Raw genomic sequence first — 20217 nt, 5'->3', positions numbered from 1 at the left:
TGCGGGGGCGGGGACCTGAACCACGGCGATCCGGCGGCATTGCCGACCCAAGCCACCGCGACTTTGCGGGGGCGGGGACCTGAACCACGGCGATCCGGCGGCATTGCCGACCCAAGCCACCGCGACTTTGCGGGGGCGGGGACCTGAACCACGGCGATCCGACGGCATTGCCGACCCAAGCCACCGCGACTTTGCGGGGGTGGGGGGTTACCGCCGTGGTTTCGGTGGGTGCGGCTTTGAACCAGGGCGACCCCGCGGCGCTGCCGACCCGGCCCGGCCCACCAACGATCTTGTGGCGGGCTGCGGGATTGGAACCACCGTGGTTCCGCGGGTGCGGCTCTGGACCACGCCGGTTCCGCTCAGCAGCGCCTCGCGCTGCCCGCCCACCCAGACCCCCCGCCCACCCCGCTCGCCCCCGCAGCCAGTCACCGTAGAGTGCCGGGCTGTGACGGCACCCCCTCGCAGGCTCACCGTGCTCCTGCCCGTGCTCGGCCTCGTCATCCTGGCCGTGTGCGGCCTGACCGTTCTCGGCCTGGTCACCGTGCAGGTCGGGCCGCTCGCGGTGGCCATCGGCGTCGCCGCGGCGCTCGTTCCCGTCGCGGTCGTCGTGGCGACCATCCTGTGGGTGGACCGCTGGGAGCCGGAGCCCGCGAAGTTCCTCCTGGTCGCCTTCTTCTGGGGCGCGTGCCTCGCCGCGATCACCGCCCTGCTGATCAACAACACCGCCGAGACGGTGGGCGACCTGCTGCTCGGCGAGGGCAGCGGCAGCAAGCTCAGCGCGCTCCTGTCCGCCCCGCTCGTCGAGGAGGCCGCGAAGGCCTCGTTCGTGCTCGCCGTCCTCCTGCGCCGCGCCGACGAGTTCGACGGGATCATCGACGGCATCGTCTACGCGGGGTTCACCGCGGCCGGCTTCGCGTTCACCGAGAACATCTACTACTTCGGCCGCGCCTTCGCCGACTACGGCTTCGGCGACGCCACCAGCACCGGCGTGATCGCCGCGTTCGTGCTGCGCGGCGTGCTGTCGCCGTTCACGCACCCCCTCTTCGCCGCGATCACCGGCATCGGCCTCGGCTACGCCGCCCGCACTGACAACCGGGCCGTCAAGGTCCTCGCCCCGATCGGCGCCTACCTGGGCGCCGTCCTGCTGCACGCCCTCTGGAACGGCGCGGCGGTCCTCGGCGGAGCGCAGACGTTCCTCAACGTCTACTTCCTGATCATGGTCCCGATGTTCATCGCGGTCGTGATGCTCGTCCTCCTGCAACGCCGCCGCGAACAACGCATCGTCACCGCCGCACTGCCCGCGATGGTCCAGGCGCGGCTGATCGCCCCGTCGGAGGTCGAGCTACTGTCCACGCTCGCCGGCCGCCGCGAGTGGCGGCGGCAGGCCAGGCGGCAGTCCGGGCGCGCGGCGGCGAAAGCCGTGGCCCGCTACCAGGCCAGCGTGACCGAACTCGCGTTCCTGCGCCGCCGCAAGGAGACCCCGGACCACGAGAAGCGCAAGCGGGAACTGCTGGCCACGCTGCGCGCTTCCCGCGCCGACGCGGTCCGGCTGGCGGGTGAAGGCAGTCATACCGGGTAAACCGGGTCGGGTGAAGCTGGTCACCCGCCGCCGACCCGGGGCGTTTCCGCGAGCTACTCTCGCCCCGTCGTCCGGTACCCGCGAACGGAGCGGGACTGGAACGAGCTGAGGAGTTCTGCTGCCATGAGCGTCCACAGGGGCACGCCGTGAGTCGTCCCGCCAGGCTCGGCGTCGGAGTGATCTCCGCCGGCCGCGTGGGCAGCGTCGTCGGCGCCGCGCTGACCCGGTCCGGGCACACGGTGGTCGCCGCCTCCGGCATTTCCGCCGCTTCCCAGGCCCGCGCCGAGCGCATGCTGCCGGGTGTCCCGCTCAAACCGCCGGACGAGGTCGCCGCGGCCGCGGACCTCGTGCTGCTGGCCGTGCCCGACGACGAACTCGCCGGCCTGGTCCGCGGTCTGGCCGCCACCGGTTCCTGGCGCCCCGGCCAGATCGTCATCCACACCTCCGGCGCGCACGGCCTCGACGTGCTGGCCCCGGCCGCCGAAGCCGGAGCGCTGCCGCTGGCCCTGCACCCGGTCATGACGTTCACCGGCCGGTCCGAGGACCTCGACCGGCTCGCCGCCTGCAGCGTCGGCGTCACCGCCGCGGCCGACGACGAGGCCGCGTGGAGCGTGGGCGAGGCGCTGACCGTCGAGATGGGCGCGGAACCGGTGCGGGTGCCGGAAGCCGCCAGAGCGCTCTACCACGCGGCGCTCGCGCACGGCGCCAACCACCTGATCACGCTCGTCGACGACTGCGCGGACCTGTTGCGTGGCGCGGGGATCGGCGACGCGGAGCGCATGCTCGGCCCGTTGCTGTCGGCGGCGCTGGACAACGCGCTGCGGCACGGCGACCGCGCCCTGACCGGTCCGGTCGCCCGCGGCGACACCGGTACTCTGCGCAAGCACCTGGGCGTGCTCGAAGCCACCGAGCCCGCGATCGTGCCCGCCTACACCTCGCTCGCCCGGCGCACCGCGCAGCGAGCCGAAGCGGCCGGCCTGCTCGACGCCGGCGCCGCCGCCGAGATCACCGAACTTCTGGAAAGGCCGGAAAACCCGTGACCACACCGAAATTCAGCCGCGGGCAGCTGAACACCTACCAGACGCCCGGCGACGTGCACCGGGTCACCGCGGCGCTGCACTCGGTGGGCCGCAAGGTCGCGCTGGTGCCGACCATGGGCGCGCTGCACGCCGGCCACCGCGAGCTGATCCGCCGCGCCAAGCGCCTGCCGAACACCGTCGTCGCCGTGTCGATCTTCGTGAACCCCCTGCAGTTCGGCGAGGGCGAGGACTTCGACGCCTACCCGCGGCCGCTGGAGCGGGACCTGGAGATCCTCGCCGAGGACGGCGTGGAGATCGCGTTCGTGCCCAAGGTCGGCGACCTCTACGCCGACGGCCACGCGGTGACCCTTCACCCGGGTCCGCTGGGCGACGAGCTGGAGGGCGCCCACCGCCCCGGCCACTTCGCCGGCGTGCTGACGGTGGTGGCGAAGCTGTTCAACATCGTCACGCCGGACTTCGCGTTCTTCGGCGAGAAGGACTACCAGCAGCTGGTCCTGATCAAGCGGATGGTGCGCGACCTGAACCTCGACGTCCGCGTGATCGGCGTGCCGACGGTGCGGGAGTCCGACGGCCTGGCCCTGTCCTCGCGCAACGTCTACCTCTCGCCGGAACAGCGGGAAGCCGCCGTGGTGCTGTCCGCGGCGCTCGCGGCCGGCGGGCACTCCGGCCCGAACGGCGGGGAAGCGGTCCTCTCGGCGGCGCGCGCGACGCTGGCCGCCCGCCCGGAGGTCGACGTGGATTACCTCGAATTGCGCGGAACCGATCTCGGTCCCGCACCCGTCGATGGGGAAGCACGGTTGCTGATCGCCGCCCGGGTCGGGCGGACCCGGCTGATCGACAACGTCCCGGTGGTGCTGGGCGCGTCGGAGGAAGTGAGATAACCATGTACCGCACGATGCTGAAGTCGAAGATCCATCGCGCGACGGTCACCCAGGCCAACCTGCACTACGTCGGGTCGGTCACGATCGACGAGACGCTGATGGAGGCGGCCGACCTGCTGCCGGGCGAGCTGGTGGCCATTGTGGACGTCACGAACGGGGCGCGGCTGGAGACCTACGTGATCCCGGGCGAGCGGGACAGCGGCGTCATCGGCATCAACGGCGCCGCCGCGCACCTCGTTCACCCGGGCGACCTGGTCATCCTGATCTCCTACGGGCAGATGGACAACGCCGAGGCGGCCACGTACCAGCCGCGGATCGTGTTCGTCGACGACGAGAACCGGATCAAGCACGAGGGCAGCGACCCCGGGCACGCGCCCGACGGCTCCGGCCTGGTGAGCGGCAGCATCCCGATCGCGTCGCCGGACCGGGAGAACCCGTTCCCGGTCGCCGAAACCGTCGACGCCGCGCGGCTCGACGCGCTGCTGCACGCCGAGAGCTGAACTCCCTTGCTCCTGGCGATCGACGTCGGCAACACGAACATCGTGCTCGGCCTGTACGAGGGCCGTGGGGACGCGGCCAAGCTCGTCGGCGACTGGCGGATGCGGACCGACGCGCAGATGACCGCCGACGAGCTGGCGCTGACCATGCGCGGCCTGCTCGGCGAGCACGCCGACGCGATCACCGGGATCAGCGCGCTGTCCACCGTGCCCGCGGTGCTGCGCGAGATGCGGGTCATGCTCGGCCGGTACTACGCGCGGGTGCCGAAGGTCGTGGTCGAGCCCGGCGTGCGCACCGGCGTGCCGCTGCTGGTGGACAACCCGCGTGAGGTGGGCGCGGACCGGCTGGTCAACACGCTCGCCGCGCACCACCTGTACCGCACGGCGTGCGTCGTCGTGGACTTCGGGACCTCGACCAACGTGGACGTGATCTCCGCGAAGGGCGAGTTCCTCGGCGGCGCGTTCGCACCCGGCATCGAGATCTCGGTCGACGCGCTGGCCTCCCGCGCGGCGGCGCTGCGCAAGGTCGAACTGGTCCGGCCGCGGTCGGTGATCGGCAAGAACACCGTGGAGTGCCTGCAGTCCGGCATCGTGTTCGGGTTCGCCGGCCAGGTCGACGGCCTGGTGCGGCGGATCGTGCGTGAGCTGACGGCGCGGACGCACGAGCCGGTCACCGTGCTCGCGACCGGCGGGCTGGCGCCGCTCGTGATCGGCGAGTCGGAGACGATCACCGAGCACGTGCCCGACCTGACGCTGCTGGGCCTGCGCCTGGCCTTCGAACGCCAGACGCGTTAGCGGCGGACGGCGCGCAGCACCGTCGTCAGCAGCGGCAGGTCGAATTCGCCGTTCGCGGTGGCCGGGTTGGCGCGGAGGAATTCCAGCACCCGCCGCCGCGTCTCCGCGCGCTCGGCATCGTCCGCGACGAGCAGGTGGGAATGTGTGGAGATCGTTTCGACCAGGCTTTCGGGTGTGCGGCGGTGCGAGTGCCGGAACGTCTTCTCCTCGAACGCGCCGAACGCGGGGTGTTCGGGCAGAGTCGCGACCGACCGCCCGCGCTGCACGAAACCGGAGGCCCGCGCGAATTCCGCGACCCACGGGACGGAATCGTCGTTGCCGTTCCACAGCCCGGCGACCATGCCGCCCGGGCGCAGCACGCGTGCGATTTCGGGGAGCGCGGCGTCGAGGTCGAACCAGTGGAACGCCTGGCCGGCCAGCACCGCGTCGGCGCTGGCGTCGGGCAACGGGATCCGCTCCGCCGTGCCGTCCAGGACTTCGACGCACGCGTGCCGGCGGGCGAACTCGGCGCGCATGCCCGGATCCGGTTCGACCGCCGTGACGCGCAGCCCGAGCGCGCGCAGGCCGCCGGTGAGCTTGCCGGTGCCCGCGGCGAGGTCCACCACTTCCGCGGCCCCGGGCGGCAACGCCCAGCGGATTCCGTCGAGCGGGTAATCCGGGCGGTGCTCGTCGTAGGCGTCCGCGTGCCCCCCGAATGAGCGGGACCGCCGGCTCCACAGCTCACGATCGGCGGATGAAGTGGTTTCGCTCACTCCGGCGATGCTATCGGTGTGCTTGCGCTGGTCGGTACAGGTAATCCGGTTGGCCTAGTCGTCGCGGGGGTTCGTACCCTATCGGCATGACGGATTCCCCCTCCCCGGATCGCCCGGTGCCCGCTGACGACCTGCCCGAACAAATGCGGGTCCGTCGGGCCAAGCGCGATCGGCTGCTCGCGGAGGGTGTGGAGCCGTACCCGGTCGAAGTGCCGCGCACCCACACGCTCGCCGAAGTGCGTGCGGCGCACCCGGACCTGCCCGCCGACACGGCCACCGGCGAGGTCGTCGGCGTGACCGGCCGCGTGATGTTCTCCCGCATCGGCGGCAAGCTCTGCTTCGCGACGCTGCGCGAAGGCGACGGCACCGAACTGCAGGCCATGATCAGCCTCGCGAACGTCGGCGAGGAAGCGCTGGCGGCCTGGAAGGCGGACGTCGACCTCGGCGACCACGTCTACGTGCACGGCGAGGTCATCACGTCCAAGCGCGGCGAGCTGTCCATCATGGCCGACGAGTGGCGGATGGCCGCGAAGGCGCTGCGCCCGCTGCCGGTCGCGCACAAGGAGCTGGCCGAGGAGACCCGCGTCCGCCAGCGCTACGTCGACCTGATCCTGCGCCCGCAGGCCCGCGACGTGGTGCGCACGCGCGCCTCAGTGGTCCGTTCGCTGCGGGAATCGTTCCACCGCCGGGGTTTCACCGAGGTGGAAACGCCGATGCTGCAGACCCTCCACGGCGGCGCGTCGGCCCGGCCGTTCATCACCCATTCGAACGCGTTCGACATCGATCTGTACCTGCGGATCGCGCCGGAGCTGTTCCTGAAGCGGTGCGTGGTCGGCGGGATCGAGAAGGTCTTCGAGATCAACCGCAACTTCCGCAACGAGGGCAGCGACTCCTCGCATTCGCCGGAATTCGCGATGCTGGAGTACTACGAGGCCTACGCCACCTACGACACGAACGCGGTGATGACGCGGGAGCTGATCCAGGAAGCGGCGCAGGCCGTTTTCGGCGGCCTCGAGGTCACGCTCGCCGACGGCTCGTCGTACGACCTGTCCGGCGAATGGACGTCGCTGAGCATGTACGACTCGTTGTCCGACGCGCTTGGCGAGGAAGTGACGCCGGAAACGTCGGTCGAGAAGCTGCGCGGGTTCGCGTCCGCGCGCGGCCTGGAGGTCGATCCGAAACTCGGCCATGGGAAGCTGGTCGAGGAACTGTGGGAGCACCTGGTCGGTGATCACCTGCACGAGCCGACTTTCGTACGGGATTTTCCGATCGAGACCTCGCCGCTGACGCGGCAGCACCGGACCAAGCCCGGTGTGGCCGAGAAGTGGGACCTCTACGTCCGCGGATTCGAGTTGGCCACCGGATACTCGGAGCTGGTCGATCCGGTGATCGAGCGGGAAAGATTGCTGGACCAGGCCCGCCAGGCCGCGGCCGGGGATAGCGAAGCGATGCGCCTCGACGAGGATTTCCTGCGCGCGCTCGAGTACGGAATGCCACCGAGTGGTGGCGTGGGAATGGGCATCGATCGTCTCCTGATGGCCCTCACCGGCCTCGGCATCCGCGAGACCATCCTCTTCCCGCTGGTGCGCCCCGAATAGCAGGCACGAACTAGTCACGGTATCGGTAACGTGATTTGCGTGCTGCCCTGATTCCGGGTATTAATGTCCTAGTCAATGGCTTCTGGTCAGGGCGCCTGCCCCTGCCCGATCATTCGTGGCTGGCCGAAAACAGGAGGAAACACATGGCACAGAAGGTGCTGGTGTCGCTCATCGACGACATCGACGGCTCGGAGGCGGACGAGACCGTCGAGTTCGGACTTGACGGCATCTCGTACCAGATCGACCTGTCGGCGGAAAACGCCGAGGAGCTCCGTGACGCGCTGGCCCAGTACGTCGAGCACGCGCGGCGTGCCGGTGGCCGCAAGCGGGGCACGCCGGGCCGTCAGCCCGCCGGCAAGGTCGCGGGTCGTTCCGCGTCGGTCGACCGCGAGCAGAACCAGGCCATTCGGGCCTGGGCGCGCAAGAACGGCTACCAGGTTTCCGACCGCGGGCGTATCCCGTCGGAGGTCGTGGAGGCCTACCACAAGAAGAACTGAGCGCAGTTCGGGTAAAGAGGGGCGTGGAAGAGCCGCCGGGGATTCCCGGCGGCTTTTTTCATTGCGCGGCAGGTTGAACACGGTTCTGTCCGGGCGGGTCATTCGTGAGCGGCTGTCGCTTTTGTTCAAGACGGCGGCGTCGCGATTCGGCTGAATGGAGGCATGACCGACCTTCGACCGATGCTGGAGCGGGCCGCGCGCGAGTTCACCGGGCTGCTCCGCGCCATCGAACCAGCCCAACTGGACAACCGGACTCCGTGCGCCGAATACGACGTGCGTGGCCTGCTCAACCACCTTCTCTATTGGGGCCCGTGGCTGGCGGCGGCGCTGCGCCGCGAACCGGCGCCCGCGGTGACCACCGGCGAGCGGGACGTCGATCTCACGCAGGGTGACTGGCTGGGTGAGCTGTGCACGCTTGTGGATGGACTTGTGGATACCTGTGGGCGGCCGGGGGCGCTCGAGGGCACCACGAAGTTCGGCGACGCGGAGATGCCGGCCGAGATGATCGCCGGAATGGTGCTGACCGAATGGGTGGTGCACGGCTGGGACCTGGCCCGCGCGACCGGCCTGCCGCTGACCGTGGACCCCGAGGTGGCGGCGGCGCTGTACGCCTCGGCCAAGGCGACGGCGGAGCAGGCGCGGGAGATGAAGGTGTTCGGGCCGGAGGTGCCGTGCGGGGGCGAGGCGCCGGTGCTGGACCGGCTGCTGGCGTTGACGGGCCGCGATCCGGAGTGGCGCGCCTAAGCGGGGCGCCCTGGGGTGCCGGGGCCGAGGTGGCGCGGCTAGGGCTGCCGGCTGCCGGCCGCTGGCTGTTGGGCCGGGGGCTCGGGGTGCCGTGCGCGGACGAGGCGCCGGTGCTGGTCCGGCTGCTGGCGTTGACGGGCCGCGATCCGGAGTGGCGCGCCTAGTGGGGCGCCCTGGGGTGCCGGGGCCGAGGTGGCGGCTAGGGCTGTCGGCTGCCGGCCGCTGGCTGTTGGCCCCGGGGCTCGGGGTGGCGTCCGCCGCGGGGTGCCGTGCGGGGGCGAGGCGCCGGTGCCGGATCGTTTGTGGCTGAACGCTGCCCCGGCTCGCGGCTACTGGCCCTGGAGTCCGGCGTGCCGGGGCGAGGGCTTCGCCGCGGCGGGGCGGTCCCGTCGGTGAACCGAGCGGGATCAACCGCGTCGGGCCGGTGTGGTGAAAGTCACCGGCGGCAGGTGCGCGGGCAGCCCTCGCACAGGGGCTGTTCCGGCAGCAGGTACGAGAAGCAGCAGCTCTCCCGCCGCCGGGCCCACCCGTCCTCGGTCGGCCGCAGCCGGGTCGACGCCGTCAGCGGCGGGTAGTGCTCGTCCAGCACGAGCTGCGCGTCCGCGACGCCCGCCGCCTCGTCCCCGGCGTACAGGCCCGCCCACCAGAGCGTGCTGTCCAGGGCGTCCGTCGCCGCCGCCCAGAGCATCCGGCGGCCGAGCCGGCTCAGCGGCGCGTACGCCTGCACGAACTGCGCCGCGTGCGCCGTGTAACGAGCGCGCAGCACCGCGGCCAGCGCCCGCTCGTCCGCGACCACCGTCGCCTCGGGGCGGTCCGCTTCGGGGTCCCCGGGCAGGCAGTAGAACTCGTCCCCCAGCACCGCCACACCTTCGGGGTGCGGGCGGTCCGCGCACAGGCGGAAGGCGAGTTCACCCGGCCGCAGCATGGGTACTCGCCGTTCGTGATGGAGCAGCAACGCACCGGTGAACGCCGGCACGTGCAGGTACCACGACATGACGAACCCGGCCGTCGTCCGTTCGGGCGCCTCGCCGAAGCCGTCGCGCAGCCACTCGCCGAGGAGCTTGCGCCACACGTCGAACCGCGCGGGGTCGGCCAGCAGGTCGCCGCAGCGCTGCCAGCCGCCCGTCGCGGGCAGGTCGGCGCGCACTTCCATGCGGTCCTGCAGGGCGGCCACCCTCGTGACGGACGCTCCGAGAGCGCCCAGCGCGGTTTCGATGGCGGACCTCCCTGCTCCATCCGAGTGGTTAGGTTGGCCTTACCTTACTCAATTCACGCGCGAGCGCCAGTCCCGTCCCCGTCCCGGGGGTGTTCGCGGTGAGCGGACAAACCGGGGCTTGCGGAATCGCCGGGAGAAGTCCCGCGTTGCACATGTACGTCAGCTACCAGCGCAGACTCATCGCCGGGGGTTTCCGGCATCTACACCAGCTGTGACCTAATCCGCCCCAGTGGTAGTCCGGTGGGACCGCATGGCTACTACAGTGGACTCACGGTGCTGAATCCATCGCGAAGTGATGGGTGCTCACCGCCGGCGCAGCAGTCGAGGGAGTGGGAATGTTCGAGAGGTTCACCGACCGCGCGAGGCGGGTGGTCGTCCTGGCCCAGGAAGAGGCCCGGATGCTCAACCACAACTACATCGGCACCGAGCACATCCTCCTGGGCCTGATCCACGAGGGTGAGGGTGTCGCCGCCAAGGCGCTCGAATCGTTGGGTATCGCGCTGGAAGGCGTGCGGCAGCAGGTCGAGGAGATCATCGGCCAGGGCCAGCAGGCCCCGAGCGGGCACATCCCGTTCACCCCGCGCGCCAAGAAGGTGCTCGAGCTGTCGCTGCGCGAGGCGCTGCAGCTCGGCCACAACTACATTGGCACCGAGCACATCCTGCTCGGCCTGATCCGCGAGGGCGAAGGCGTCGCCGCGCAGGTGCTCGTCAAGCTGGGCGCGGACCTGAACCGGGTGCGCCAGCAGGTGCTGCAGCTGCTCTCCGGCTACCAGGGCAAGGAGCCGGCCGAGGCCGGCGCCGGCCGCGGCGAGGGCACCCCGTCCTCCTCGCTGGTGCTCGACCAGTTCGGCCGCAACCTCACCCAGTCGGCGCGTGAGGGCAAGCTGGACCCGGTCATCGGGCGCGGCAAGGAGATCGAGCGGGTCATGCAGGTGCTGTCCCGCCGCACCAAGAACAACCCGGTTCTGATCGGCGAGCCCGGCGTCGGCAAGACCGCCGTCGTCGAGGGCCTCGCCCAGAACATCGTCAAGGGCGAGGTGCCCGAGACGCTGAAGGACAAGCAGCTCTACACGCTGGACCTGGGCTCCCTGGTCGCCGGTTCCCGGTACCGCGGTGACTTCGAAGAGCGCCTGAAGAAGGTGCTCAAGGAGATCAAGACCCGCGGCGACATCATCCTGTTCATCGACGAGCTGCACACGCTCGTCGGCGCGGGTGCCGCCGAGGGCGCGATCGACGCCGCGTCGATCCTCAAGCCCATGCTGGCCCGCGGCGAGCTGCAGACCATCGGCGCCACCACGCTCGAGGAGTACCGCAAGTACATCGAGAAGGACGCCGCGCTGGAGCGCCGCTTCCAGCCGATCCAGGTGGGCGAGCCGTCGCTCGAGCACACCATCGAGATCCTCAAGGGCCTGCGGGACCGCTACGAGGCGCACCACCGCGTGTCGATCACCGACTCCGCGCTGGTCGCCGCGGCCACCCTGGCCGACAGGTACATCAACGACCGGTTCCTGCCGGACAAGGCGATCGACCTGATCGACGAGGCCGGCGCCCGCATGCGCATCCGCCGCATGACGGCTCCGCCGGACCTGCGCGAGTTCGACGAGAAGATCGCCAAGGTGCGCCGCGACAAGGAGTCCGCGATCGACGCGCAGGACTTCGAGCGCGCCGCCCGGCTGCGTGACGAGGAGAAGAACCTCCTCGCGCAGAAGTCCGAGCGGGAGAAGCAGTGGAAGGACGGTGACCTGGACGTCGTCGCCGAGGTCGACGACGAGCAGATCGCCGAGGTCCTGGCCAACTGGACCGGCATCCCGGTGTTCAAGCTCACCGAGGAGGAGACCACGCGTCTGCTCCGCATGGAGGACGAGCTGCACAAGCGGATCATCGGCCAGGAGGACGCTGTCAAGGCCGTCTCCCAGGCGATCCGCCGCACCCGTGCCGGCCTGAAGGACCCGAAGCGCCCGTCCGGCTCGTTCATCTTCGCCGGCCCGTCCGGTGTCGGTAAGACCGAGCTGTCCAAGGCGCTGGCGGAGTTCCTGTTCGGCGAGGACGACGCGCTCATCCAGATCGACATGGGCGAGTTCCACGACCGCTACACCGCCTCGCGGCTGTTCGGCGCCCCTCCGGGGTACGTCGGCTACGAGGAGGGTGGCCAGCTGACCGAGAAGGTCCGCCGGAAGCCGTTCTCCGTGGTCCTGTTCGACGAGATCGAGAAGGCCCACCAGGAGATCTACAACACGCTCCTGCAGGTGCTGGAGGACGGCCGGCTCACCGACGGTCAGGGCCGCACGGTCGACTTCAAGAACACGGTGCTGATCTTCACCTCGAACCTGGGCACGTCGGACATCTCCAAGACCGTCAGCCTCGGCTTCTCTTCGGGTAACGACGAGGGATCGCGTTACGAGAAGATGAAGCAGAAGGTCAACGAGGAGATGAAGAAGCACTTCCGGCCCGAGTTCCTCAACCGGATCGACGACATCATCGTGTTCCACCAGCTCACCCAGGAGCAGATCATCGAGATGGTCGACCTGATGGTGACGCGGGTGGAGAAGCAGCTGAAGGCCAAGGACATGGCTCTCGAGCTGACCGACAAGGCGAAGGCGCTGCTGGCCAAGCGCGGCTTCGACCCGGTGCTCGGCGCCCGTCCGCTGCGCCGGACCATCCAGCGGGAGATCGAGGACCAGCTGTCCGAGAAGATCCTGTTCGGCGAGGTCGAGGCTGGTCAGATCGTGATCGTCGACGTCGAGGGCTGGAGCGGCAACCCGGAGGACCGCGACGACGAGGCGCGCTTCGTCTTCCGCGGCGAGCCGAAGCCGGCCGACGTCCCCGACGCCCCGCCGGTGAGCATCGGCGCGGGCACCCACGAGGACGACGCCGAAGGCGAGCGCTGATCTCGTAGAACCGCCAGACGAGAGTGCCCCCAGGGACTGGTTCCCTGGGGGCACTTTCGCGTTTCCGAGCTGGTTACTTGCACTCATAAGGTGTGCATTATATTCTGCGCGTGGGGTGGGAGATCGAGTTGCACCGGGAGGTGGACGAGTGGTTCGTCGATCTGTGCCGGACCGATCCGCTTTCGGCCGACCTCGTCGAGGCAGCCATCGACCTCCTCGCGTGCCACGGGCCAGGGCTCGGCAGGCCGCTGGTGGACCGGTTGCGGGCTCACGCCTCCACAACTTGAAGGAGTTGCGCCCGGCGTCCGCGGGTAGCACAGAGATCCGGATATTGTTCGCGTTCGATCCCTTTCGCCGGGCGATACTCCTCGTGGCCGGCGACAAGGCGGGCAACTGGAAGCGCTGGTACGACATCAACATCCCGCTGGCCGAGAACCGGTACGAGAAGCACCTGGCGGGGGAGGAGGACTGATGGGCCGCTCGTGGAACGAGGTCAAGGCGGAGAAGCTGAACATCGACGTCCAGGCCGGCCGGGACGTGAACGTCGTCATGGCCGATGCCGCGGAGGCGACTCAGGCCTACGTCCTCGGGTTCCGGCTCGCGCAGTTGCGTGAGGACGCCGGTGTGAGCCAGACCGAGCTGGCGCGCCGCATGGGGGTCAGCCAGCCGCGCATCAGCCAGCTCGAACAGGGCGATCCGCGGCAGATGGAGCTGGACACGATCGCCCGCTACGTGGCTGCGCTGGGCGGCAGGCTGCGCGTCGTGGCGGACTTCGACGACCACGACGTCACCGTGTCGGCCACCGAGCCGGCACACCGGTCGGCCTGATCGCCGAAACGAGAGCGCTTCCGGGGGCGACTCCTCTCGGGGCGCGGGGGCTCCCCGATAGTGTGATCGCTGCGCTGAGGGGAGGCACATGAACGTCCTGTCGATCGATCTGGGCACGTCGAGCACCGTGGCCGTCCTGTCCGCCTTCGGTCGCGGGCCGCGCGTCATCGAGGTCGACGGGTCGGTCACCATGTCCTCCGCGGTCTTCGCGGGCGAGGACGGCACGCTGGTCGTCGGGCAGGACGCGGAGCGCCGGGCGCGACTGGACCCGGCCCGGTTCGAGCCCAACCCCAAGCGGCGCATCGACGACGCGACCCTCCTGCTCGGCGACACCGTCGTCGAGGTGACCGACGCCCTCGCCGCGGTCCTGCGCCGCGTCGCGGAGGAGGCGCACCGCCAGCTCGCCGGGCAGCCACTCGACCACGTCCGCCTCTCCCACCCCGCCCGCTGGGGCGCCACCCGCCAGCAGCTCCTCCGCCAGGCCGCGGTCAAGGCCGGTCTCGGCCCCAACCCGGTCCTCATCCCGGAACCGGTCGCCGCCGCCGCGCACTACGCCTCCCTCGGCCGCACCCTGCCGCCCGGCAGCACCCTCGCCGTCTACGACCTCGGTGCCGGCACGTTCGACTGCGCCGTCGTCGGCGTCACCGACCGCGGCTTCACCGTGCTCGCCGACAACGGCCTGCCGGACCTCGGCAGCCTCGACATCGACCAGGCCCTCCTCGAACACGTCGGCCGCCAGGTCTCCCACACCGACCCGGCCCAGTGGCAGCGGATGCTGCGCCCGCAGAGCCTCGCCGACCGCCGCATCCGCCGCGCGCTCCTGCAGGACGTCCGCGAGGCCAAGGAAACCCTGTCCCGCCACGCGCACACCGAAGTGCCGATGCCGGAACCGTTCGACGACGTCCTGGTCACCCGCGCCGAACTGGAGGCCCTGGTCCGGCCGAACCTGTTGCGCAGCGCCGAGATGCTCGCCGCGACCATCCGCGACGCCGGGCGCACCCCGCAGCAGCTCACCGGCGTCTACCTGGTCGGCGGGCCGAGCCGCATGCCGCTGGTCGCGACACTGCTCGCCGAGCAGCTCGGCGTCCTGCCGACCACCCAGGACCAGCCGGAGACCGCGGTCGCGTTCGGACTGCACCACGTCCCGGCCGCCGCGCCGCCGACCCCGCCCGCGATCCCCGCGATCGACGGCCGCACCGTCCCGGCCATGGCGCCGGCCACCCCGCCCGTCGCCTGGCAGCCACCGCCGCCCACGCCCAGGGGCGTCCGCAAGCCGCTGCTCATCGGCGCCGGCGTCGGCGTGCTGGTCGCCGCGCTGGTGATCACCCTCCTCGCCGTCACCCGCGGCGGGTCCGGCGGCCCGGCCGCGGCCGGCAGCACCGGGCAGTCCACCCAACAGGTTTCCGCGGGCTGCTCGACCGGCGGCGAGCCGGACGCCGACGGCTTCACCTCCTGCATGCGCCGCCTCGCCGGCACCGTGCCGGACGTCGGGACCTGCGAACGCGGCGGGGCCGGCGTGCCGATCCAGCAGGCGGGCGCCGAGAACGTGGTGACCTGCACGCTGCCCAGCGACTCGACCACCAGCGGCCGGTCGGTCGTCTACTACGAGGGCATGTCGTTCGACGCGCTGAAACCGGGCATCGAGTCCCAGCTGGGCGCTTCGGACACCGCGCTCGAAGGCCGCTGGAGCGGTGACGGCCTGAGCGGCGACTACCTGGCGGGCACGACCACCGGCATGGGCATCATGCTGTTCGGCACGGACGACGCCGAGATCTGCGGCCTGCTGGTGTGGATCGACTTCGGCACGGACGGCCCGACGCCGCAGGACATGGTCGACTACTTCGAGCAGAGCCTCAAGCCCGGCGCCTGATCTGGAACAGTGGTACCCGTGCGGGTGGCACTGCTCGGCCCGGTCCGGGCCCAGGCGGACGACGGCACGCCGATCGACATCGGCGGCGCGCGCCTGCGCATGCTCCTGGCCCGCCTGGCGCTCGACGCCGGGCGCGCGGTGGGCGCCGATGCGCTGATCGACGACCTGTGGGGCGCCGAACCACCCACCGACGGCGCGAACGCCCTGCAGTCGCTGGTGTCCCGGCTGCGGCGCGTCCTGGGCGGCGCGGGCACGATCACCTCCGGCTCCGGCGGCTACGCGCTCGACGCCGACGTGGACGCCCACCGGCTCGAGGAGCTGGCCGCGCGTGGGCGGCGCGAGCTCGCCGCCGGACGGCACAGGGAGGCCGCCGCGGTCCTCGCCGAAGCGCTCGCGTTGTGGCGCGGCGAGGCGCTGGCCGACGTGCTCGACGCGCCGTTCGCGCAGGCCCCGGTCGCGCGGCTGGACGAGCTGCGGATCGCCGCGGTGGAGGATCGCTTCGAGGCCGAGCTGGCGCTCGGCCGCCACGCCGAGGTGCTCGCGGACCTGGACGCCGCTGGGGAAGCGCACCCGCTGCGGGAACGCCTGGCGTCCCTGCGGATGCGGGCGCTGGCCGCGAGCGGCCGTCAGGCCGACGCGCTGGCCGTGTTCGAGCGGATCCGGTCGACCCTTGCCGAGGAGCTGGGCGTCGACCCGTCCGCCGAACTCCGCGAGGCCCACCTCGCGGTCCTGCGCGGGGAGGTGGCGCCGCCGCGTGCCGAGCCCGCGCTCCCGGTGCGGCTGACCAGTTTCGTCGGCCGCGAGCGGGAACTCGACCAGGTCGCGCGGGCGCTGTCGGCGTCCCGGCTGGTCACGCTCGTCGGGCCGGGCGGGGCGGGCAAGACCCGGCTGGCGACCGAAGTGGCGGAACGCCACGCGGCTCGCGCGTGGTTCGTCCCGCTCGCGGGTGTGCGCGACGCCGACGACGTGACCGGTGCGGTCCTCGGCGCGCTGGGGCCACTGGACTTCCGCGTCACCAGCGCGCCGAAGGCGCCGGTGGACGCGACGGCGCAGATCGTGGCGCTGCTCGACGGCGGCGACGCGTTGCTGGTGCTGGACAACTGCGAGCACGTCGTGGACACCGCCGCCGACGTGGCTTTCCAGCTGCTCGCGCGGGTGCCGGGGTTGCGCGTGCTGGCCACCAGCCGGGAACCGCTCGCGATCACCGGTGAGGCGCTGTGCCAGGTGGGTCCGCTGGAGGTCGCCGAGGCGGTGCGGTTGTTCACCGAACGGGCGGTCGCGGTGCGCCCCGGATTCGTCCTCGACGAGTCCACTTCGGACGCCGTCACGGAAATCTGCCGCAGCCTGGACGGGATGCCGCTCGCGCTGGAGCTGGCCGCCGCGCGGCTGCGGTCGATGACGGCGGACCAGATCGCGCGACGGCTGGACGACCGCTTCCGGCTGCTGAACTCCGGCAGCCGCACCGCCGTGCCGCGGCAGCGCACACTGCGGGCAGTCGTCGAGTGGAGCTGGGACCTGCTGGAGAAGCCGGAACGGATCCTGGCCCGCAGGCTCTCGGTGTTCACCGGGGGCGCCACGGTGACCTCGGCGGAGGCCGTCTGCGCCGACGAGCTGCTGCCCGCCGAGGACGTGCTCTACGTGCTCGGCTCACTCGTCGAGAAGTCCATTGTGGACGCGGTGTCGACCGGAGGGGAGCCGCGGTACCGGATGCTGGAGACCATCCGCGCCTACGGCGCCGAACGGCTGGACGAGTCCGGCGAGCGGGACGACGTGGTGCGGCGGTTCACCGGGTTCTTCGCCGGGCTGGCCGAAGAGCACGAGCCGAAACTGCGCGGGCACGAGCAGGTCCGCGCGATCGAGGTGTTCGGCGCGGAGCACGACAACATCATGGCGGCGGTGCGGCGCGCCCTCGACGGCCAGGACGCGGGCACGGCGGCGCGGCTCGTCGTCGCGACGCTCTGGTACTGGGTGATCCGCGGGTTCAACGCCGAACCGGCGCCGCTGCTGGACGAGGTGCTGCGCCACGACGGCCTGCCGGACCACGCCCGCGCGTGCCTCGACGTCATGCACGCGCTCATGACGAGCCTGCCGATGGTGCACCGGGACGACCTCCCGGAATTGACCGCCGAGTGCGTGCGCACCGGAGCGGTCGAGCGGTACCCGATGCTGGCGCTGGCCCTGCCGATGAGCTGTTTCCTCGGCGGCCGCCGGGATCTCGCCGAGCAGGAGGTGCGCCGCGTGCTGCGGGGCTCGGACCGCTGGGCGATCTCGTGCGCGAGCTGGGCCGACGGGTTCATGGCCGACCAGGACGGCGACCTGGACCGCGGCGGTCGCGCCAGGGACCGGGCGGTGGCGGGTTTCCGCGAGTGCGGGGACCGGTGGGGCACCGCGATGACGGTCGCGATGCAGGCGGAGGCGCACTCCCTGCGTGGTGAGCACGCTGCGGCGATCGCCGGGTTCGAGGAGGGCGTGCGGATCGCCCGCGAGCTGTCCGCCGCGGACGACCTGGTGCAGCAACTGTCCCGGCTGGCCGAGGAGCGGTTCCGGGCCGGGGACGCCGAGGCGGCCTGGCAGGACATCGCCGAGGCCGAGCGGCTGGTGGGGGACAAGATCGACCGCAGGGCGATGGTGGCGCTGCGGAAGTTCGACGTGGCCCGGCGCTCCGGTGAGCTGGAGCTGGCGCGCGCCGAGCACGCGTGGCTGGCGGCGAACTCGGCTCGGATCCCGTTCCCGGTCGACCTGGCGGGGGAGCTGGTCGCGGTCGCCGGCGCGGCGCTGCTCGTCACCGAGGGGTGGCCCGCGGAGGCCCGTGCGTTGCTGGCGGCGCCGCTGCGCTCGTCCAGCGAGCGCCGGGACCTGCCGGACGTGGCGAAGGCGACCACCGTGGTCGCGCTCGCGTTCCACGCGGAGGGCGACCCCGAGCGGGCCGCTTGGGCGCTTGGGCTGAGCGCGGCCATCCGCGGCGTCTTCGACTCCGGCGACCCGGAGCTGCGCGCGGTGGTCGCCGTCCTCCGGGAGATCCTCGGGGCGGACGCCTACGAGGAGGCCTACCAGCGGGGCGCACGGCTCAGCAGCTCGCAGGCGATGGCCGCGGTCAAGGCCGCGGTCGCCGATCGGATCGGGTGACCGGGTCTCCGCCGGACCCCCAGCGGCCGGCGGAGACCCGGTGGGTCAGGCCACCCGGCGCCGGTAGGCGCGCATCGCCAGCGGGAAGAACACCGCGACGATCCCCGCCATCCAGGCGAGCGCGCCCAGCAGCGGCCCGGCGACCGGGCCGCCGTTCAGCAGGCCACGCATGGCCTCGGTCAGCAGGCTCACCGGGCTGACGTCCGACCACGCGCGCAGCCAGCCGGGCATCGTGTCGGACGGGACGAACACGTTGCTGCCGAAGGTGATCGGCATCATGACCGCCACCATCACGCCCTGCACGGCGCCGGGGCTGCGCATGAGCATCCCGACGAACACCGCGATCCAGCAGAAGCACAGCCCGGCCAGCAGCATCAGCGCGACGCCGACCACCAGCGAACCCGGATCGGTGTGCAGCCGGTAGCCCATGACCGTGCCCGCGACCAGCAGCACCGCGAGCGCCACCGCGTACCGCACGACGTCCGACACCACCGCGCCGATCAGCGGCGCGGACCGGGCGATCGGCATGCTGCGGAACCGGTCGAAGACGCCCTTCGTGACGTCGGTGTTGAGCGAGGTGCCGGTGGCCATGCTCGCGAACACCGTGTTCTGCACCATCAGCCCGGGCACCAGCACCTGCAGGTAGGCGCTCGTGCTGCCGGCGATCGCGCCGCCGAACAGGTACCCGAACATGAGCAGGAACAGGATCGGCTGCAGCGTGACGTCGGCCAGCTGCTCCGGGTTCTTGCGGATCTTCAGCACACCCCGCCAGGCCAGGGTGAGCCCGTCCTGCAGGGCCTTGCCCGGGCTGATGCGCCGGGGCAGTTCGAGCACGGTCACACCAGGCTCCCTTCCGGTGCGGTTTCCTCGGCCGGCTTTCCGGTCAGCGCCAGGAAGACCTCGTCGAGGCTGGGCAGGCGCAGCGCCAGCTCGTCGGCGGTGATGCCGGCTTCGTCCAGTTTCCGGACCAAAGTGGACATCAGGACCGGATCGCCGACCGGCGCCGTCAGCAAGCCGACATCGGTGTCGCGGGCCGGTTCGATGCCGGTCAGGCCGGTCAGGATCCGCGCCACGGCTTCGAAATCGGCTCGCGAGGTCGGCCGGACCTGCACGGTCTGCCCGCCCACCCGGCGCTTCAGCTCGTCGGGGCGGCCCTCCGCGACGACCCGCCCGTGGTCGATCACGGTGATGGTGTCGGCGAGCTGGTCGGCCTCGTCGAGGTACTGCGTGGTCAGCAGCACGGTCGCGCCGTCGTCGACGAGCCGCCGCACCACCTGCCACACCTCGTTGCGCGCGTGCGGGTCCAGCCCCGTGGTCGGCTCGTCGAGGTAGAGCAGCTTGGGGCGGCCGACCAGGCTCGCGGCGAGGTCGAGCCGCCGCCGCATGCCGCCCGAGTACGTCTTCGCGGCGCGCCCGGCGGCGTCGGACAGCTCGAACTGCTCCAGCAACTCGGCCGCGCGCGCCCGCGCGCCGGCCCGGCTCAGCCCGAGCAGACGGCCCAGCAGCACAAGGTTCTCGGTGCCGGACAGGTCCTCGTCGACCGACGCGTACTGGCCGGTCAGGCCGATCAGGCCGCGCACCCGGACCGCGTCGCGCACGACGTCGTAGCCCCCGACCGTCGCGCGGCCGGCGTCCGGACGCAGCAGCGTCGCCAGTATCCGCACGGTGGTGGTCTTCCCGGCGCCGTTCGGGCCGAGCACGCCGACCACCTTGCCGGTCGGCACCTCCAGGTCGACCCCGTTCAGCGCGGTGGTGCCCCCGAACCGTTTCACCAGGCCCTCAGCCTGGATCGCCAAGGTCATGAAATCCTCCTCCTGTGTCGGAACCGACTCTTCCGGGGGAACCTGACAGCGCGCGCACAGGCGACTGTCAGCCGCCGCCCAGACGTGACAGGAAGACTGGGCGG

General features: G+C 71.6%; 17 protein-coding genes and 1 pseudogene. 14 read left to right on the top strand and 4 right to left on the bottom strand.

All coding sequences use genetic code 11. The annotated features are described in order from the left end of the window. The first annotated feature begins 472 nt into the window (after window positions 1-472). The 5 genes from ABZ193_RS31090 to ABZ193_RS31070 all read left to right on the top strand — a co-directional run bounded on the left by ABZ193_RS31090 (window position 473) and on the right by ABZ193_RS31070 (window position 4792). Window positions 473-1579, top strand: coding sequence for a PrsW family intramembrane metalloprotease (locus tag ABZ193_RS31090; RefSeq protein ID WP_020417093.1), 1107 nt, complete (start codon window positions 473-475; stop codon window positions 1577-1579). Between the two features lie 146 nt (window positions 1580-1725). After that, window positions 1726-2619, top strand: a complete 894-nt coding sequence (locus ABZ193_RS31085) for a DUF2520 domain-containing protein (RefSeq protein ID WP_237339677.1) — start codon at window positions 1726-1728, stop codon at window positions 2617-2619. After that, a complete protein-coding gene (panC, locus tag ABZ193_RS31080) occupies window positions 2616-3500 on the top strand; it encodes a pantoate--beta-alanine ligase (protein WP_020417091.1) in 885 nt (294 codons plus the stop codon). The genes ABZ193_RS31085 and panC overlap by 4 nt, the downstream gene beginning before the upstream one ends. 2 nt (window positions 3501-3502) lie before the next feature. Further along, window positions 3503-4000 carry an aspartate 1-decarboxylase gene (gene panD / locus ABZ193_RS31075; protein WP_017985424.1) on the top strand — a complete coding sequence of 166 codons (498 nt, stop codon included), beginning with the start codon at window positions 3503-3505 and terminating at the stop codon, window positions 3998-4000. Between the two features lie 6 nt (window positions 4001-4006). Then, a complete protein-coding gene (locus ABZ193_RS31070) occupies window positions 4007-4792 on the top strand; it encodes a type III pantothenate kinase (RefSeq protein WP_020417090.1) in 786 nt (261 codons plus the stop codon). Here ABZ193_RS31070 and ABZ193_RS31065 read toward each other — a convergent pair. Beyond that, complete coding sequence (locus tag ABZ193_RS31065) at window positions 4789-5544, bottom strand: class I SAM-dependent methyltransferase (protein ID WP_237339676.1); 756 nt, start codon at window positions 5542-5544, stop codon at window positions 4789-4791. The two genes, ABZ193_RS31070 and ABZ193_RS31065, sit on opposite strands and share 4 nt — an antisense overlap. A gap of 86 nt (window positions 5545-5630) precedes the next feature. Between ABZ193_RS31065 and lysS the strand changes: the two genes are divergently transcribed. The 4 genes from lysS (at window position 5631) to ABZ193_RS31045 (ending at window position 8547) form a co-directional block, all read left to right on the top strand. Continuing rightward, window positions 5631-7142 (top strand): lysine--tRNA ligase, encoded by a 1512-nt coding sequence (lysS, locus tag ABZ193_RS31060; RefSeq protein ID WP_027935729.1) that lies wholly within the window; start codon window positions 5631-5633, stop codon window positions 7140-7142. Between the two features lie 143 nt (window positions 7143-7285). Continuing rightward, window positions 7286-7639, top strand: coding sequence for an Lsr2 family protein (locus tag ABZ193_RS31055; protein ID WP_020417087.1), 354 nt, complete (start codon window positions 7286-7288; stop codon window positions 7637-7639). 162 nt (window positions 7640-7801) lie between these two features. After that, window positions 7802-8383: a TIGR03086 family metal-binding protein gene (locus ABZ193_RS31050; protein ID WP_354712456.1), complete on the top strand. Its 582-nt coding sequence runs from the start codon at window positions 7802-7804 to the stop codon at window positions 8381-8383. 29 nt (window positions 8384-8412) lie between these two features. Next, on the top strand, window positions 8413-8547 hold the full coding sequence (locus tag ABZ193_RS31045; protein ID WP_354712455.1) for a hypothetical protein: 135 nt from the start codon (window positions 8413-8415) through the stop codon (window positions 8545-8547). Window positions 8548-8819: 272 nt separating this feature from the next. On the opposite strand, the gene ABZ193_RS31040 is transcribed toward ABZ193_RS31045, so the two are convergent. Then, window positions 8820-9557 carry a (2Fe-2S)-binding protein gene (locus ABZ193_RS31040; RefSeq protein ID WP_354712454.1) on the bottom strand — a complete coding sequence of 246 codons (738 nt, stop codon included), beginning with the start codon at window positions 9555-9557 and terminating at the stop codon, window positions 8820-8822. Window positions 9558-9934: 377 nt separating this feature from the next. Here ABZ193_RS31040 and ABZ193_RS31035 point away from each other — a divergent pair, with 377 nt between their 5' ends. The 5 genes and pseudogenes from ABZ193_RS31035 to ABZ193_RS31015 all read left to right on the top strand — a co-directional run bounded on the left by ABZ193_RS31035 (window position 9935) and on the right by ABZ193_RS31015 (window position 18311). Then, the gene (locus ABZ193_RS31035) at window positions 9935-12487 is read left to right on the top strand and encodes an ATP-dependent Clp protease ATP-binding subunit (RefSeq protein WP_020417084.1); all 2553 of its coding nucleotides are present in this window, start codon (window positions 9935-9937) and stop codon (window positions 12485-12487) included. Window positions 12488-12597: 110 nt separating this feature from the next. Then, window positions 12598-12959: pseudogene (locus ABZ193_RS31030) on the top strand (type II toxin-antitoxin system RelE/ParE family toxin). After that, the gene (locus tag ABZ193_RS31025; protein ID WP_020417082.1) at window positions 12959-13315 is read left to right on the top strand and encodes a helix-turn-helix transcriptional regulator; all 357 of its coding nucleotides are present in this window, start codon (window positions 12959-12961) and stop codon (window positions 13313-13315) included. The pseudogene ABZ193_RS31030 and the gene ABZ193_RS31025 overlap by 1 nt, the downstream one beginning before the upstream one ends. An 88-nt stretch (window positions 13316-13403) precedes the next feature. Beyond that, a complete protein-coding gene (locus tag ABZ193_RS31020; protein ID WP_354712453.1) occupies window positions 13404-15185 on the top strand; it encodes an Hsp70 family protein in 1782 nt (593 codons plus the stop codon). An 18-nt stretch (window positions 15186-15203) separates the two neighbouring features. Further along, the gene (locus ABZ193_RS31015) at window positions 15204-18311 is read left to right on the top strand and encodes a BTAD domain-containing putative transcriptional regulator (protein ID WP_354712452.1); all 3108 of its coding nucleotides are present in this window, start codon (window positions 15204-15206) and stop codon (window positions 18309-18311) included. Between the two features lie 45 nt (window positions 18312-18356). On the opposite strand, the gene ABZ193_RS31010 is transcribed toward ABZ193_RS31015, so the two are convergent. Together ABZ193_RS31010 and ABZ193_RS31005 are read right to left on the bottom strand one after the other, a co-directional pair. Further along, on the bottom strand, window positions 18357-19151 hold the full coding sequence (locus ABZ193_RS31010) for an ABC transporter permease (protein WP_020417079.1): 795 nt from the start codon (window positions 19149-19151) through the stop codon (window positions 18357-18359). Then, entirely contained in the window at window positions 19148-20113 is a 966-nt protein-coding gene (locus ABZ193_RS31005) for a daunorubicin resistance protein DrrA family ABC transporter ATP-binding protein (protein WP_020417078.1), read from the bottom strand. Before ABZ193_RS31005 ends, ABZ193_RS31010 begins: the two co-directional genes overlap by 4 nt. Between the last annotated feature and the right edge of the window lie 104 nt (window positions 20114-20217).

The sequence above is a fragment of the Amycolatopsis sp. NPDC006125 genome (assembly GCF_040614195.1).
Taxonomy (GTDB): domain Bacteria; phylum Actinomycetota; class Actinomycetes; order Mycobacteriales; family Pseudonocardiaceae; genus Amycolatopsis_E; species Amycolatopsis_E tucumanensis.
The sequence above is the reverse complement of the archived record's forward strand: the minus strand, read 5'-3'. Positions and strand labels throughout refer to the sequence as shown.